Here is a 17,003-nt window from a genome sequence, read left to right as displayed (position 1 = left end):
ATTCTTGTTAATTATCGTTTAATCGTTAACTGACCTTTGTAAACAGTACCATCTTCTAGAGCCAACACCCACCAGTATGCACCGTCAGGCAATTGCTCATCTTTGTATGTACCCTTCCAATCTTGACCATAACTGGTAGTTTCAAATACTTTAGCTCCTGCTCTAGCATACACACTCAATGTATAAGCTTGGTCTAAGTTTTCTAAGTATTTGATTACAAATGCATCATTAATTCCATCTCCATTTGGAGTAATTAAATCTGGAACTTCTAAATCATAGTTAGGTAATACTGTTACAACTACAGTATCTACATCAGAACAACCATGATCATCATCCCAAACTGTTAAGTATAACTCGTACACTCCTATAGAATCACTATAGAATGTAGGATTTGGAATATTATTCGGTTCTAAAGAGAATACATCATTAGTTAAAGGCAACCATTGGTATGTTGTACCGCCAGAACCATTTAACACAATTGGAACACCTTGTAAGGTCGAAACATCTTCTCCAGCATAAGCTACAGGATTAGGATAAACAACTACATCTGTAGTTGCAGGATCTGAAGAACATGCTCCTAAAGTAACTACTACTGTATAAGTTCCACTCATATCTGGTGTAACATCTGTAATAATTGGGTTTCTTACACTTGCGGTATAACCATTAGGTCCTGTCCATGCATAAGTAGCACCAAATACATTAGTTGCATTTAATTGAATCGTTCCATCTTCGCAAGTAGGACCATCATTATCTGCTATAATATTATCTGGGAATTTAGAGATTACAGCTAAAGTAGAATAAGTTTGAGAAACACAACCTGTTAAAACATCAGTCACTTTAACAAAATAGAATCCTTCATCATTTACTTCTGTAGCATCCATTATTACTGGATTTTGTAAAGTAGAAGTAAATCCGTTAAAGTTAGTCCACCAACTGAATGTTAAATTTGTAGCATCATCAGTATTAGCATATAATTCTAAATCTGAGTGTTCACAAATTGGTGTATTATTAGTTACACTAGTTAAAGTTGGTAATTCGTTTACAAAAACTTCTGCCATAGCAGCAGTACTTATACAACCAGCATTACTAGAAACCGTATACCAATATTGTGTAGTTGCTGTAAGTATTCCAGTATTTAATGTATTAGAAATTATAATTAAATCTGTTAAATCTTCATCACTATACCATCTTACTTCACCACCTAAATCACCTGTATTGAATGAAGTAGATTCACCAGCACAAATAGTATCATACAAATTAGCAGGAGTTTCTGGAACACCAGTTACAACTACAGTTACAACTGATAATTCGCTTTCGCAATATCCTAAGAATATTGAATTATCATGATAAACTCTAGTACCAACTAAGAAGTTATATGTACCTGGAGTTGTAAATGGACCAACAAGCAATGAATCATTAACAGCATTTAATGATAAGTCAATATCATGCTCAGCTAAGAAATTCAAATCCTCATCCCACCATACTATTGTAGTAGCTGGATTCTCAGGAACAAAATCGTTAATAAAGTTTGAATAATCTGCTATGATAGTAGCTTCTTCACCAACACAAACTTCTGCACCTCTAACCTCTGGTGCTGGTGTTCTATTAAATACATTTACATATAATGGAACTGGATCACTTACACAACCAGTTGCAAAATCATAAACTCTTAACCAATATACAGCATCGGAGTTAGCATTTATTTCTAGTTCTTCACCATCACCAGCAACTACAATCCAATCATTCAAAGGATCCACATCTTTTAGGTCATATAAAAACATAACTTGATTAACAGGATCTGCTAAATTAGGATAAATTGAGATTTGCTCTCCTTCACATACCTCAACTTCTCCGAAGAATGAAATTGGGTTATCAATGAAGGCAGAAACAACAGGAGCAGGTATTACCTCTACTTCGTAAGCAGTAGGAGCACTTAAACAAATACCATTATTAGCAACTGCATAATATGTAGTATTAGCAGATAAATTTGGCGTAGTATAAGTAGAACCTGTTCCTAGTAATATAGTTAAATCTGCGTCTGCATACCATTCAACAGTACCAGCATCACTTGTAGCTTCTAATGTAGCAGAAGTATTTTCACAAATTGGATCATCACCCATAACAGATGGAGCAGTTAATGCAGGTAATACTGTAAATGTAACAGGTGTTCTTCCATTGCCACAATCAGTAGCATCACCACATTGAGCATAGAAAGTATAAGCACCTGGATCAAGTGTTTCATAATCAGTAGGTACGAAAACCATTTCGTCACCAACTTGCGTACCATCTACAGGAGCATCCCACCAAGAAATATCACCACCAGTAGCAGGAATCATCCAGTTTATTGTTATACTTGAGGCAGTAACAGAACCACCATCACCAAATGCTTCATCTTCAATATCCATAGTCCATATACCAGATGCATCATTTCCACTTAATAATGCCAATGGTAAAGTTGGTTGGTATGTGCCTGCAGGCCAGTCATAGTCTCCTGGTTGAGATGTAAAAGGAGGGTTTGATGCCATATCATCAAAAACATATGTTTCAGGTACTGTACCAACACTACTTCCATAATTATCTCCTGCAAATGGTGCATGTAAAAATTCTAAACTACCACTAACAGGAGCATTCAAAGTTGCAATTACATCTGATACCCAAGTATGATTCATTGTCATACTTACAGTAACACTTGTAACTGTAGCACCAGCTGGAATTGCAGAAGCATCAAAAGAAATTGGGCCATACAAAGCTCCATCTTCATCACTTATAATAATTGGAGTACCAGTACCATCAACAGTTAACATACCAGTTTGACTTGGTGTACCACCAGCACAAGAAGCCATAAGACCTTCGCCTGTTGGTACTGTTTGTCCTTGACAAATGGTATAATCGCTTGTAAAGTAAGGTAATTCTGGAGCAGGATTTACAATTACCGTAACCATTGAGTCTGCACTAGAACAACTACCACTTGAGTTACAAGTAACATAGAAATTATGTGAGCCAGCAACTAATCCAGTAGCTGTGTATTCTGAACCGACAAATAATAAATTAGTTAAACCCGCATCTGCATACCATTTAACCTCTCCACTGCAACCAGTAGCCGTTAATGTAGCATCTTCGCCCTCACATATAGTATCTGGCTCTACCATTGGTTTTTCTAATTGTTCTACCACTGTAACTGTAAAGTTTGTATATGGCGAATAACATCCTTGGGCATCAAGAGTAAATACAGAATAGTTATATACACCCGCAGGTAATGTCCCTATATTAGTAGTTACAGGTAAAGTTGTACCAAAAGAAAAATCAAAAGGAACAATCTCATATATATAAGGTGTACCTATTGCACTTGAAAACTCTATACCTCCTATTTCAGGATAACCAGGATAACCATCAATAGCTGCATAACTATAGCCATATCTTACAGGAACAGCCGAAAGTATCACATCTTCTGTTTCACAGAATGTTAAATTATTAACTTGAGGAGCAGGAATTGCTGGCTTTACCTCTACATATATAGAACTTAGACCACTTGGACACATACCTGCTGTATCTTTTGCATAATAATAAGAAGAAACTGATGGAGTTACTGTAATAAAAGCACCTGTTCCTATTTCAGCAGCACCACCATCTGTGTACCAAATAGTAGTAGCATTACCACCACCTAAATCAACAGAGCCACCATAACATATTGTATCTTGACTTCTTGTTAAAACTAAAGCTGCGTTATCGTTTGTTACAGTAACATCTACTTGAGTAGCTGAACTAGCACAACCACTATCAGCTTGTGTAACCCAATAAGAAGTATTTGTTGTTAATGCTGGTGTAGTAAAGTTAGCCCCCACTTGTAATTGCTGAGTTAAAGCAGCATCTGCATACCAAGAAAACGAAGCATTTGGTTCGCCAGTTGCTGTTAAATAAGCTGACTGACCATTACAAACTGAAGTACCATTTGCTGTTGGAGCATCTGGAATAGTAATAATATTGAAAGTTTGAATTGTTGGGTCGCTAATACAACCAGTATTTGGATCTTCTATCGTAACTGTTAAATATGCTTGTCCTGGAACATTCCAATTATAAGACCAATTAAAAATAGTATCCGTTATAGTATTATTAAAAGTATATACTGAACCATCCGCTAATGTATATTGTCTATGCATTAAAAAGCCAATTTGTTCATCATTAACTCTAAAATTTGTAAAAACATTCATACAGCCATCAACAATTTCTACTTGCGGAGATGTTGGTTTTGGATTTACTGTAATATCATGGTAATCTACAGCACTTTTACAACCAGTAGCTGGATCTACAGTAATAGCATAAATAGTAGTAAACTGTGCTAATGGTTGTGTAGTAAATGTAGCACCAGTAGCAAGTGGATCAATATCAGCAGCAAATTCACCAGCATCATATGACCACCAAGTTTCGTAAGTACCATTATTATTTAAATCCGTCAATTGTACAGTATCTCCAGAACAAACTTCACTAAGACCATCTATATCTGGAGCAGTTGGTAGTGGATTTACTATTATGTCAATTTGAACTGGAGCTGTTTCGCAGTTTGCTGTTAATTGACGCGTAACCCAATAAGAAACTGTTATTGGAGCATTTGTTGTATTTATTAATCTTGGGTCATTTGTTGGTGTAATAGTTTGAGCACTACCACCAGATGTTAAGAAGTTAGCTCTTGCTGCATCTGTATACCATCTAATATTAATATCTGCTGGATCAACACCACTTAATATTAATTCTGCATTTTGACCAGAACAAATAGTTCCACCAGAAGCTAATGCAATACCTGACATTGCTACAGCTGTTACATCTACTCTATAATTAATAGAATAACCAGGTGAAGTACCAGTACTTATAGTATAGTTATTTGTACCTACTACATTAATAGGTACATTAACTAAACTTGAAAATTCGTGATTAGCATCCCCAGCATTATAATCTAAATTTCCACCACCTTCATTTTCCCATCCTTCTAACTGAAATTGTACTTGTTCAATATCACAGTTATTAGTCAAAGAAAACACAGCTGTATTTTCTGGGAAAGAAGAATTACAGGCAGGATTACCAGTTCCTGCAAATCCTGAAGGATCTGGACAGCCACCTGAACCAATAACATGATTACAATTGTTATCGAAACCAAATGGATATCTATCTAAAACAGGAGCACCTCCACTGATATATGTTATTCTTGTAGCCCAAGACACATCACATCTGTCTATAGGTCCAATAAAAGTTACCCAACCTCCGTCCATAGCAAAGTCGTTATAACTTCGTTGTGTTACCGTAATGGTAGCATTAGTAGCAAGGTTCATTTGAGCTTTAGCTTCATTAAGTAAGCTAAAGAGCATCAGAAGCACCAAACTAAATTTTAATTTCTTTAAAAATGTATTTCCTAGCATATAAAAAAGTTTTTGTTTTTATAATTGGTATTAAATTCTTCTTTGGTGTAAATTTAAGTTAAAATTTGTAAAAACAAAACACTTATGGTAAAAAAAGTTAATTTTTTTTTTAATCAAACTAGATACAAGATTGTCAAATACACCTATTAAGGTTTATCACTATATGTTTATATTGCTAGTAATGAGCATTTTATGTTATACAATAAGATAGTTTAAGTCTCATATATCTAAAAATTATCCATTATTATTGATATAAACTACTTTGTACTTTTGTATAAATAAGCTACTATTGAGTAGCAGTCTAATCGTATTTAGCTTTATTACAAATTATGCATTAAGTACTTTATTATACCATGAGTTGCACCCATGGTTACTCAAATTGAAGTATTTTATACTTCTAGTTCTAATACTTAAGTAGTATTCAAAACAGCGTTATGCTTTATATTTTGATATTGTGGGAAAGAAACTGCCGACGCTACGAAAAGAAACTTCTGACATCACGAAAAGCTAATTTTAAGAATGGTGTTTCTCTTTTATTCTACTACTCAATATTTGTGTGCTAATAAAAGTAAAAAGAATGATGGTAACTGTACTTATTGGCATAATAATAGCTGCTATTATTGGAGATAATTTACCTTGTACTGCAAAGGAAATGCCTATTATATTATAAATTAATGATATTAAAAATGATCCTAATATTACTTTCTGTGCTTGTTGACTAAATTTTATCAACTGATATAATAGTGGCAGTTTGTCTGCTTGAAGTATGGCATCGGAAGCTGGTGTGAAATTATTGGTATTGTCTGTTATTGCAATTCCAACCGAAGCTGTTTTTAATGCACCTGCATCGTTTAATCCATCACCAATAAATAACGCTGGTTCTGTTTGTTGTAGTGTTGTAATATAATTTTGTTTATCTATTGGCATTTGGTTAAAATACATTGCTGTTGTTTTGCCAAATACTTTTTTAAGCTTTTGTTCTTCGTGATTATTATCGCCAGATAAAATTGCTAGTTGAAACTTGTCTTGTAATTGCTGAATGAGTTGTTGCAATCCACTGCGATAGTTTTGTTGTATTTCAAATCTACCTATATATTGATTATCTATTGATATATATACTGCTGTTGACTGAATTTGGTCTTGTGCTTTAACAAATGAAGCACTGCCAATTTTATAATACTGTTCATCAATCCATGCTTCTATGCCTTTTCCGTCTGTATTTTTATAGTGTTTGATTTGTGGAAACTGCTCTACTTTTAAATAGGTTTTTATAGCTTTACTTAATGGATGATTAGATTGATTTACCAATGCACTTATATTTATTTTTATATTATTTTCTAAAGGCAATCCGTTATAATTGACTTGCATTTTATTGAGATTGGTTAATGTTCCTGTTTTATCGAACACTATTGATTTTACTTTGGCTAAGTTTTGTATAACTAATTTGTTTTTGACAAAGAACTGATGTTTTCCTAAAATTCTAATGACATTTCCATAGGTGAAAGATGCAGACAGCAACAAAGCACATGGACAAGCTATTATTAAAATAGTAGTTAATACATCAAACACTTTTTGATAATTGCCTTGAAATATCCAATATAAAGAAGCCAATGCTGCTATTGATAAAACAACTATAGTAAAATATTTACTTAAAATATCTTCATATTTAGTATCCTTATTACTATCATCTGATGAATTATTCCACAGCTCTGTTAAATAACTTTGATTGAGTGTTTTAACTACCAACATTTGAATTTTTCCATCTACTTGTTTTCCTCCTGCATAAATTAAATCGCCAATATTTAAATTTACTGGCATACTTTCTCCTGTTACAAAACTATAATCGATTGTTGGTTTGCCTATGGTACAAATTCCGTCAACTGGAATTAATTCGTTGTGATGAATTTCAATTACATCATCGACTTGAATTTTATCTATAGTTGTTGGAATAATATGATTATTTACTATTTTATTAACTGCTAATGGAAAAAACGATTTAAAATCTCTTTCAAAAGAAAGCGACTGATAAGTTTTGTCTTGTATTACTCTTCCTAACAACATAAAGAAAACGATACCAGAAAGTGTATCGAAAAAACCTGGACCTATGTTAAATGCTATTTCGTAGATGCTTCTTACAAAAGTTAAAATTATAGCAATTGACAACGGAACATCAATATTTAAATATTTATTTTTTAAACCTTTGTAAGCACTTGTAAAGAATTCTGTAGCACTATAAAATACTACTGGAAGCGACAACAGCAGATTTAGTCCACGAAATAAATTTTTAAATTGTTCTACAATATCACCATTAAATGCAAAGTATTCTGGAAAAGAAAACAGCATGATATTGCCAAAACAAAATCCTGCAACACCTAATTTATATATTCTTTTTTTATTAAATGATTTTGATTGTTGTACTGTCGTATTTTCAAAACTAATATAAGGTTCGTAACCTAATTGTTCTAGTAACAACACCAATTCTTTAATTGAAATTTGGTGATGATTGTAACTAATAGTAATTTCTTTATTTACAAAATTAACTACAGATGAATATATATTTTCATTTATTATAGGTAAATTTTCTAGTAACCACAAACAAGAACTACAATGTATTTGTGGAATATAAAACTGTACTTTGGTAAAATTATCATCTTTAAAACGAATGAATTTTGAAGCTACTGTTTCATCATCTAAAATATCATATTTGTCTTGTCTGATATTATCTTTTTTGGTAAGTCCTGGATGATTATTTAATTCGTAGTAATCGCAGAGTCCGTTTTGATTTAAAATTTCAAAAACCGTTTTACAACCAGTGCAGCAAAAATATTTTTCTTCCAAATGAATGTCTTTGGTTTCGCAAGTTTCGCCACAATGAAAACATTGTAATTCGTTCTCTGTATGTTTACTCAAGTGTTTAGTTTACAAGACAAAGTTAGCAGAAATTAGTGTAAGGAAAGATGATAAAAGTCAGTAGAATAGTATTGGGTAGTGAGTAATGAGTAGTGAGATTTTTAGTAGTAAGTAGTAAGATTTTTAAAACATCTTCGTTAAAGTCAGATTGACCAATCAATCAAAAATATTAGCTGTTCTGACTAGTTTAGCTTGATTGACAATTTTTATTCTTTTGCCAGACATTTCAATAATGTCTTCTTTCTTCATTTCAGATAAAAAACGAATACAAGTTTCGGTTGCAGTACCAACTATGTTTGCAAAATCTTCTCTAGAAAGCGTTACATTGATGTTGTTTTCATCATCTACACCATAGGTTTCTTTGAGATACAATACTACTTCTGCTACTCTTTCTCTAACTGGTTTTTGTGCTAAGTGCATGAGTGCATCTTCGGTAGATTTTAGTTGGTTAGACAAAATCTTCATCATCTCGAAAGAAAGATTAGCATCTTTTTTTAAGATACCCGTAAATATATCTTTTGGTATAAAACATACATTGCTATCTTCTAAAGCAATGGCTGAACCAGAATATTTATTGCCTGTAAGTAGTGCTTTATAACCCAAAATATCGCCAGATTTTACTAGTCGTACTATCTGCTCTTTGCCTTCTTCTCCTAGTTTAGACAATTTAATTTTTCCTTGATTGACACAAAAAATTCCAGTAGCATAAGCACCTTCTTTAAACAGCATCTCTCCTTTCTTAAAAGTTGCACATATTTTGTGCGTATCAATGCTATGATGATAATCGTTTTCTGGATTGCAAATGACATGCGAAAATCTTTGTGAGCAATGCTTACATTCTATGTGCTTAAAACCTTCTGAATTCACATCATAATATTACGAATTTTAGGTATGTTTAACAAGAAATTAAGTGAAATTTTAGATTAATATTCTGTTTATTAATAGTAGTGAGTAGATTTGAAAGCATCAGAAAGCATCAGCGTCCTCTTCGAGTGACACTGATGGGAAAAGGAATTACGGAATGACGAAATCATGGTTACTTAAATGACGCTAAATGTATAACGGCAATATTATTCGACAAAAGTTATTTGTTTGATTACTTTATAGTAGATATATTCTTTTAGTTTGGCATTAAAGAATTCTTTGTCTTCGTAATCAATAATAACAGATTTACCTACAAGCGTGTTAAAGTTTTCCATTAATTGATTAGCACCAGGAAAATGTTCTAGATAAAGTAATTTTGTTTTTTTTAGATTTTTATCTTCAATAAAAAGATATATAAATTCTCCTTCTTCTACTACTGTAATCTTTCCTTGTACTGTTGATATTACTCCATTGGTATTTTCATTTATAAAATCATCTTGTTTATCAATTAAATTATTATATATTTTTGCAAAAGTTTCTGGACATCTAAATACTAATTTTTCACCAATCATAATAACACCAAGTTTTTCTCCAGTTTTAGAATTGAGTTTAGCCATATCATATTTATATTGGGATTTAAGTTCTGCTTCATACATCTGAGCATATTTTAATATTTCTAATCCAAATAAAAGTTCTGGATTGCTAGAAAGTTTTGAAACATCTTGTTTTTCAAATGAAGCACAAATACTATCGCAAATAACATCTAAAATATCTTCTGCTTTAATATTTATACTATAAAATAATATTGTAATAAATAGTATCTTTTTAAACATTTTTTTTTAAAATTTTAAGTGTTTGATGGTTGTTTTTTGCTCCATAATTTGATGTAGTGCATCAATGCCTACTTTTAAGTGTAAGTCTACAAAATTTTTAGTAACAATTTTATCACTTTCTTCTGTTTTAACGCCTTCTGGAATCATAGGTTGGTCGGACACTAATAGCAATGCTCCAACTGGAATAGCATTAGCAAATGCTACTGTAAAAATGGTAGCTGTTTCCATATCAATTGCCATAGCTCTAATTTTTCGTAGATACTTTTTAAACTTTTCATCGTGTTCCCAAACGCGTCTGTTGGTAGTATAAACAGTGCCTGTCCAATAGTCTAATTCGTTTTCTCTAATAGCAGTAGAAATGGCTTTTTGTAGTGCAAACGATGGTAGTGCTGGCACTTCTGGTGGAAAATAATCGTTACTAGTACCTTCACCACGAATAGCAGCAATTGGCAAAACAAAATCGCCAATTTCATTTTTCTTTTTGAGTCCTCCACATTTTCCTAAAAACAATACGGCTTTAGGTTTAATGGCCGACAATAAATCGAGCATAGTTGCTGCAACTGGACTTCCCATTCCAAAATTAATAATGGTAATATTATTTGCAGTAGCATTAATCATTGGTGTATTTAGTCCTTTTACTTCTACTTGATTGAGTTCTGCAAATTTATAGATGTATTTATTAAAGTTAGTTAATAGTATATATTGTCCAAATTCATTTAACTCTGTACCTGTATATCTTACCAACCAATTTTCTACTATTTCTTCTTTAGATTTCATTGTTTAAATATAGTTAAATTCCTTGTTGTTTATTGTTTTCTTTAAAATTAAGAAATTCATTAGGCGTCATTACTGGAATGGACGATTGTTTATAATCTTTAGTATTTCTTGTGATTATTGCATCTAATTTTTCAATTTTTAATGCAGAAGTATATTGAATAGCATCTTCAAAATCTGAAAAATTATTTTTTAGAGCTTCCATTATTTCTTTTTTAGTTGTTCCTATTATTTCAGTTATATCAATCAATGATTCAATAACTTCTATTGATTTTTTATGACCTAAAAATTTTCTTAATATATAATAAATATTATTTATAGACAATGCAGACAAATATAAGGTAATTTCGCCCTTATGGTTTAGCTCTAAAAGTTGGCTAGCTGAATCTGCAAATGGAGTTCTATTGGTGAAAAAATCTATAATAACATCTGAATCTATAAACAATCTATATATCATACTTTTTAGATAATTCTTCCTCTAAAATATGTTTATAATCTATTGATTCATCTATTTTAATTATTCCTCTATACTTATTTATATTTGAATCACGGTGTTTTGATTTTCTTTGACTTCTTTTTATCGCTATCAACTTAAAATAACTTTCTACTATTTCAGAAAGACTTTGCCCATTTTCTTTAGCATATGCTTTAGCAACTTCGACAACTTCTTTTTCCATGGTCAATGTTAGTTTAGTACTCATTAGTCTTTTCTTTAAAATTAGATATTTATTTTCAAGAATACAACAAACTAAATGCAAAATAAGTTCCTATTTATGGAAATACGCCCATTTCTTGATATGCTGTTCCTATTTTATCTAGTGCGTAAACATAGGCAGCTGTTCTCAAATCTTTAATGGCTCTGTGTTTTTTTAGTACACTTCTAATATTATTATATGCTTCTATCATGGTATCTTCTAAACCAGAATTTACCAAAGCCAACTCATCTGCACCATGTACTAAGTCTCTTTGTTTTTTGGTGATTTTTTTTCCAGTTGTACTTTCAACTATATTTAATATGTTGCCAAATGCATTATCTTGAAAACGGTTGTCCATTCGTCCAAAACTCACATGCGATAAATTTTTTAACCATTCGAAATAAGAAACGGTAACACCACCAGCATTCAAATACATGTCTGGAATTATCATCACACCTTTCTCTCTTAAAATTTCATCTGCTTCTTGAGTAACTGGTCCGTTTGCACCTTCGCCAATAATTTTTGCTTTTACTTTTTTGGCATTGGCTTTTGTTATTGTAGACTCTAATGCAGCAGGAACTAATATATCGCAATCTAATTCGATAATATAATTTGGATCTGGAAAAAATGTAGCATTTGGATAATTTCGTATTGTTCCTTTTTTTATTTGATATTTCTTCAAATCATTAACATCAATTCCTTCTTTGTTGTATAGTGTACCTTCTTTTTCTGAAATTCCGACTATCACAACACCATTATCAAACATAATTTTAGCTGTGTGATAACCTACATTTCCAAAACCTTGTACACATACTTTTTTACCTTCAATACCAACCGACAAACCTAATTTTTCCATATCTTCTTTAAACGAACATGCATGTCTTATACCATAAAAAACACCTCTACCTGTTGCTTCTGTTCTGCCATGAATACCACCATTAGAAACTGGTTTTCCTGTAACACAACCATGTGCATCTATTTGCGACTGATTGAACTGAATGTATGTATCTGCAATCCAACTCATTTCTCGAGGACCAGTACCGTAGTCTGGAGCAGGCACATCTAAAGATGGACCAATAAATCCTTTTTTAATAAGTTCGAAAGTATATCGTCGAGTAATTTTTTCAATATCTTCTACATTATATTTTTTGGTATCGATTTTAATACCACCTTTTGCACCACCAAATGGCACATTTACTACAGCACATTTGTAAGTCATTAATGAAGCCAAAGCCATTACTTCTTCTTGGTCAACCATATCACTATATCTAATTCCACCTTTTGTTGGCAATTGGTGGTGACTGTGTTGTACGCGATAAGCTTCAATTACTTCTATTTTATTTTTGATTTTTACAGGAAACTTTATTCGATAAACAGCATTACACGATTTAATTTGTTCCATTAAACCTTTGTCTTTAGCAAATTTAGTGTACTTAGCAGCATGGTCGACATATGCTTGTACATTTTCGTAAAATTTGGAACCTGAACTCATATATTATTTTTTTGATGTTCTTCTAATTGGTTTACTTTTCTATCGATTGAAAAAAGAAAAGCAATTAGTCCAATAAAAATTATTAGTATAACAATAAAAACAGCAGTAAGTTTACCATTACTTAATATTAAATCTCCCATAACTTATAATTCTAAATTTAAAATTTTTCTTTCTAATTTGTCAAGTCTTATTAAAATTTGTGCTATCCAATAGCTTAATAATATCCAACCAATAACTGCTGGATAAAATACCAAACGCAAATTATTATCTAAATCGTAGGCATTAAAACCAGGATTTCCGCCATTTCCTGGATGTAGTGATGAATCTGTAATTCTTGGAATAACATTAATCAACACCATAAACATGACAAATGAGAATATGTTATATACTGCACTTAAACGAGCTTTCATTTGTTCGTCTGAAAAAGAATTTCGCAAAATAAAATAAGCTACATATACCAATATAGCCGCAGCAGCACCATTGAGTTTTACTTCTTGAAACACCCAAAATTTTCCCCAAGTTGCTTTTGCCCAAATTGAACCAGTGATAATTCCCAATAAACCAAAAACAAAACCAACTTTTGCGTAGTTAGCTGCTTTAATATCATCTAATGGATTCTGTGTGCTTAAATACTTAATGCTATAAAATAAAGACAAAAACATTAAAAACATCATGCTGAACCACATTGGCACATGAAAAAACAAATTTCTAATAGATTCTTCTAAGATATTTAACTCAGGAACATTGAACAGTAAACCAGCTACTAATGAATAAAAAAGACATATTACAGCAAGTATTTTCCACCAATAATTTTTCATAACTAATCTTTCCAAATAAACGGGAACAATATATTTGACAACACAATCACTATCATATCTAACAATAAAACTGCCATCAAATGTAAATACAAATCTTTTATTTCGGTATAAAAATCACATAAAAAACTTAATTTAACAGTTAGCAACATTAATGGTAAAACCAAAGGAAATGATAAAATAAATAACAATATTACATTTTGCGTTTTAGCTGTAATTCCAGATAGCAAACTAAAAATACTCGAAAATCCTAAACTGACTAAAAAAATAGTGAGTACAAAATAGAATGGATAATTAATTTTATTATCGAAAAAAATAAACATCAAAAAATAAACGGCTATACTTAATACAAAAATAGTAATAGTATTATATATTATTTTTGAGTTTATTAGAACAACAACACTAGCCACATTTTTTATATAGTAAAACTGTTCGTTGGCTTCTTTAATAAAAGTTCTATACACTGCATTTAGAGCTGTAAACAAAACAATAATCCAAAAAACGCTTAACCATGCATTAAAAGTTATCTTACCTTGAAAAACCAAATACACTAAGTAAATGGCACCAACTACATATGCAAAAATAGAACTAATAATGGTTTTATCTCTCCATTCTACTTTAAATTCTTTCTTAACTAATTTTGCTATTTGTGAAATTGTATTCAACAGCACAAATATCTATAAAAAAAAGAAAATAGTTAAAATTAATACCTAATTACGCCTTCCGAACCTTCGGAAGAAAAAATAAGTCAAAAAAACTGTTGATATAAGGTTGCGTAGCTACGCCACGCTCTTGCTTATAAAATTACTGCTAATAAGGTTGAAGTACTACGCACTTCTTGTTTAACAATAGAAGTATGAAATACTTCAATATGAGTAACCATGTGTGCAACTCATGGTGTAAAAAAAAGAAAATAGTTAAAATTAATACCAAATTACGCATTCCGAACCTTCGGAAGAAAAAATAAGTCAAAAAAAACTGTTGATATAAGGTTGCGTAGCTACGCCACGCTCTTGCTTATAAAATTACTGCTAATAAGGTTGAAATACTACGCACTTCTTGTTTGACATAGAAGTATGAAATACTTCAATGTGAGTAACCATGTGTGCAACTCATGGTATAAAAAAAGAAAATAGTTAAAATTTTGTGCTTATGCTTATATTTATCGCATGAAAAAAATTCTAATTGCCAACAGAGGTGAAATTGCAGTAAGAATAATTAAATCGTGCAAAAAATTAGGCATTCATACAGTAGCTGTTTTTTCTGAAGCAGACCGAAATGCTCCACATGTTCGTTTAGCAGATGAGGCTGTTTGTATTGGTCCTCCACCATCAAAAGATTCTTATTTAAAAATTGACACTATTATTGATGTTGCTAAGCAGTTAAATGTAGATGGCATTCATCCTGGTTATGGTTTTTTATCTGAAAATGCATTGCTAGCAAAAGCATGTGCTGATAATAATATTATTTTCATAGGACCTTCTGAAAAAGCCATAGAAGTAATGGGAAGCAAGTTAGCAGCAAAACAAGCAGTGGCTCAGTATAATGTACCATTAGTTCCTGGAACAGATAAACCTATTAGCGATGTGAATGAAGCAAAAGCTATTGCTACAACAATTGGTTTTCCTATTTTAATTAAAGCAAGTGCTGGTGGTGGTGGAAAAGGAATGCGTGTAGTAGAAAACGAGAGCGAATTAGAAGAACAGATGAATTTAGCCATATCTGAAGCTACTTCTGCCTTTGGTGATGGAAGTGTGTTCATAGAAAAATATGTAACAGCGCCACGACATATCGAAATTCAAATTTTAGGTGATAATCATGGTAATGTTATTCATTTGTTTGAAAGAGAATGTTCTATTCAAAGAAGACATCAAAAAGTAGTAGAAGAAGCACCTTCTGCTATATTAACTTCTGATTTAAGACAAAAAATGGGCGAAGCAGCTATTAATGTAGCTAAAGCTGTAAATTATAGTGGTGCAGGAACTGTAGAATTTATTTTAAATGAAAACATGGATTTTTATTTCTTGGAAATGAATACGCGTTTGCAAGTAGAACATCCTGTTACAGAGTTTATTACTGGAATTGACTTAGTAGAACAGCAAATTAAAATTGCGAATAATGAAGTACTACAAATTAAACAAGAAGATTTAAAAATAAACGGTCATGCAATAGAACTAAGAGTATATGCTGAAGATCCTGAAAATAATTTTCTACCAGATATTGGTACACTACACACCTACAAAAGACCAAAAGGAATTGGTATACGAGTAGATGATGGTTTTGAGCAAGGTATGGAAATTCCTATTTACTACGATCCGATGATTGCTAAATTAATTGTACATGCTAATAATAGAAATGAAGCAATTGAACTTTTAATTGAAGCAATTGATAGTTATAAAATTAAAGGAGTAAAAACCACTTTACCATTCGGAAAGTTTGTAGCCAAACATCCTGCGTTTATTAATGGCAACTTCGATACTAATTTTGTCAACCAATATTTTCATCCAAATCAGTATAATGAAAATGAATTGCTAGTAGCAACAGCAGTAGCCGCTAAAATACTTAAGCAAACTGAAAATCAATTTGATATAAACAACTACCTACCCAAATAAATAATTAATTATTTGGAAACACATTCATAATATGAGTAATATATTTTAGACTATATTTGTACGACTAACTAAAACTATATATAATGGAAGAAAGAATTCAATCATTTTTTGACTTAAATGTGTGGCAAAAAGCACATAGTTTAACGCTAAACATTTACCAATACACAGATAGCTTTCCAGAAAAAGAAAGAGGTACGCTAGTAGATCAATTAAAAAGAGCTAGCTCTAGTGTTGTTGTAAGTATTTCTGAAGGATTTCAGAGAAGAAACAAACAAGACAAAACAAGATTGTATAGCGATGCACAATCTGCTTTAAACGATGTTTACTATTTATTATACTTATCTAATGATTTAGGATATGGTACTTCTGCTCAACTACAAGAAGATACTATTGAAATACAAAAAATGCTAGGTGGTTTAATTCGTTCTGTTTTAGGTAAAAACAAACACCGAAATAGAAATGATGAAGATAGTGACAATAACGACAACAACGATGACAATAACTACAGTAGTCAAAAGAGCAACTCATCTAGTTTTGTAGGCAACAGCGATGCCGAAATGCTGTAAAAGATTAGCTTTTTTATTAACTTTAAATCATTAA

13 protein-coding genes are annotated in these 17,003 nt (G+C 31.6%); 2 read left to right on the top strand and 11 right to left on the bottom strand.

Annotated elements, in window-relative coordinates; all coding sequences use genetic code 11:
• Window positions 1-11 precede the first annotated feature (11 nt).
• The 11 genes from H6553_04290 to H6553_04240 all read right to left on the bottom strand — a co-directional run bounded on the left by H6553_04290 (window position 12) and on the right by H6553_04240 (window position 14,456).
• Entirely contained in the window at window positions 12-5,357 is a 5,346-nt protein-coding gene (locus tag H6553_04290; GenBank protein MCB9033036.1) for a gliding motility-associated C-terminal domain-containing protein, read from the bottom strand.
• A 564-nt stretch (window positions 5,358-5,921) separates the two neighbouring features.
• Complete coding sequence (locus tag H6553_04285; GenBank protein ID MCB9033035.1) at window positions 5,922-8,318, bottom strand: heavy metal translocating P-type ATPase metal-binding domain-containing protein; 2,397 nt, start codon at window positions 8,316-8,318, stop codon at window positions 5,922-5,924.
• 156 nt (window positions 8,319-8,474) lie between these two features.
• Window positions 8,475-9,185 carry a Crp/Fnr family transcriptional regulator gene (locus H6553_04280; GenBank protein MCB9033034.1) on the bottom strand — a complete coding sequence of 237 codons (711 nt, stop codon included), beginning with the start codon at window positions 9,183-9,185 and terminating at the stop codon, window positions 8,475-8,477.
• A gap of 203 nt (window positions 9,186-9,388) precedes the next feature.
• Window positions 9,389-10,015, bottom strand: a complete 627-nt coding sequence (locus H6553_04275) for a hypothetical protein (protein MCB9033033.1) — start codon at window positions 10,013-10,015, stop codon at window positions 9,389-9,391.
• Window positions 10,016-10,021: 6 nt separating this feature from the next.
• Window positions 10,022-10,792, bottom strand: a complete 771-nt coding sequence (locus H6553_04270; GenBank protein MCB9033032.1) for an AMP nucleosidase — start codon at window positions 10,790-10,792, stop codon at window positions 10,022-10,024.
• A gap of 13 nt (window positions 10,793-10,805) precedes the next feature.
• Window positions 10,806-11,246 carry a PIN domain-containing protein gene (locus H6553_04265; GenBank protein ID MCB9033031.1) on the bottom strand — a complete coding sequence of 147 codons (441 nt, stop codon included), beginning with the start codon at window positions 11,244-11,246 and terminating at the stop codon, window positions 10,806-10,808.
• The gene (locus tag H6553_04260; protein MCB9033030.1) at window positions 11,236-11,490 is read right to left on the bottom strand and encodes a hypothetical protein; all 255 of its coding nucleotides are present in this window, start codon (window positions 11,488-11,490) and stop codon (window positions 11,236-11,238) included. Before H6553_04260 ends, H6553_04265 begins: the two co-directional genes overlap by 11 nt.
• Window positions 11,491-11,560: 70 nt before the next feature.
• On the bottom strand, window positions 11,561-12,976 hold the full coding sequence (locus H6553_04255; protein MCB9033029.1) for a Glu/Leu/Phe/Val dehydrogenase: 1,416 nt from the start codon (window positions 12,974-12,976) through the stop codon (window positions 11,561-11,563).
• Window positions 12,973-13,116: a hypothetical protein gene (locus H6553_04250; protein MCB9033028.1), complete on the bottom strand. Its 144-nt coding sequence runs from the start codon at window positions 13,114-13,116 to the stop codon at window positions 12,973-12,975. Before H6553_04250 ends, H6553_04255 begins: the two co-directional genes overlap by 4 nt.
• A 3-nt stretch (window positions 13,117-13,119) precedes the next feature.
• The gene (gene ccsA, locus H6553_04245) at window positions 13,120-13,794 is read right to left on the bottom strand and encodes a cytochrome c biogenesis protein CcsA (protein MCB9033027.1); all 675 of its coding nucleotides are present in this window, start codon (window positions 13,792-13,794) and stop codon (window positions 13,120-13,122) included.
• Between the two features lie 2 nt (window positions 13,795-13,796).
• A complete protein-coding gene (locus H6553_04240) occupies window positions 13,797-14,456 on the bottom strand; it encodes an ABC transporter permease (GenBank protein ID MCB9033026.1) in 660 nt (219 codons plus the stop codon).
• Between the two features lie 504 nt (window positions 14,457-14,960).
• On the opposite strand from H6553_04240, the gene accC reads away from it, so the two are divergent.
• Both accC and H6553_04230 read left to right on the top strand, forming a co-directional pair.
• Window positions 14,961-16,403 (top strand): acetyl-CoA carboxylase biotin carboxylase subunit, encoded by a 1,443-nt coding sequence (accC, locus tag H6553_04235; protein ID MCB9033025.1) that lies wholly within the window; start codon window positions 14,961-14,963, stop codon window positions 16,401-16,403.
• An 83-nt stretch (window positions 16,404-16,486) separates the two neighbouring features.
• A complete protein-coding gene (locus H6553_04230; GenBank protein MCB9033024.1) occupies window positions 16,487-16,969 on the top strand; it encodes a four helix bundle protein in 483 nt (160 codons plus the stop codon).
• Window positions 16,970-17,003: the final 34 nt, after the last annotated feature.

The organism is Chitinophagales bacterium, assembly GCA_020636535.1.
In the GTDB taxonomy this organism is placed as follows: Bacteria; Bacteroidota; Bacteroidia; order Chitinophagales; family JADIYW01; genus JADJSS01.
The sequence above is the reverse complement of the archived record's forward strand: the minus strand, read 5'-3'. Positions and strand labels throughout refer to the sequence as shown.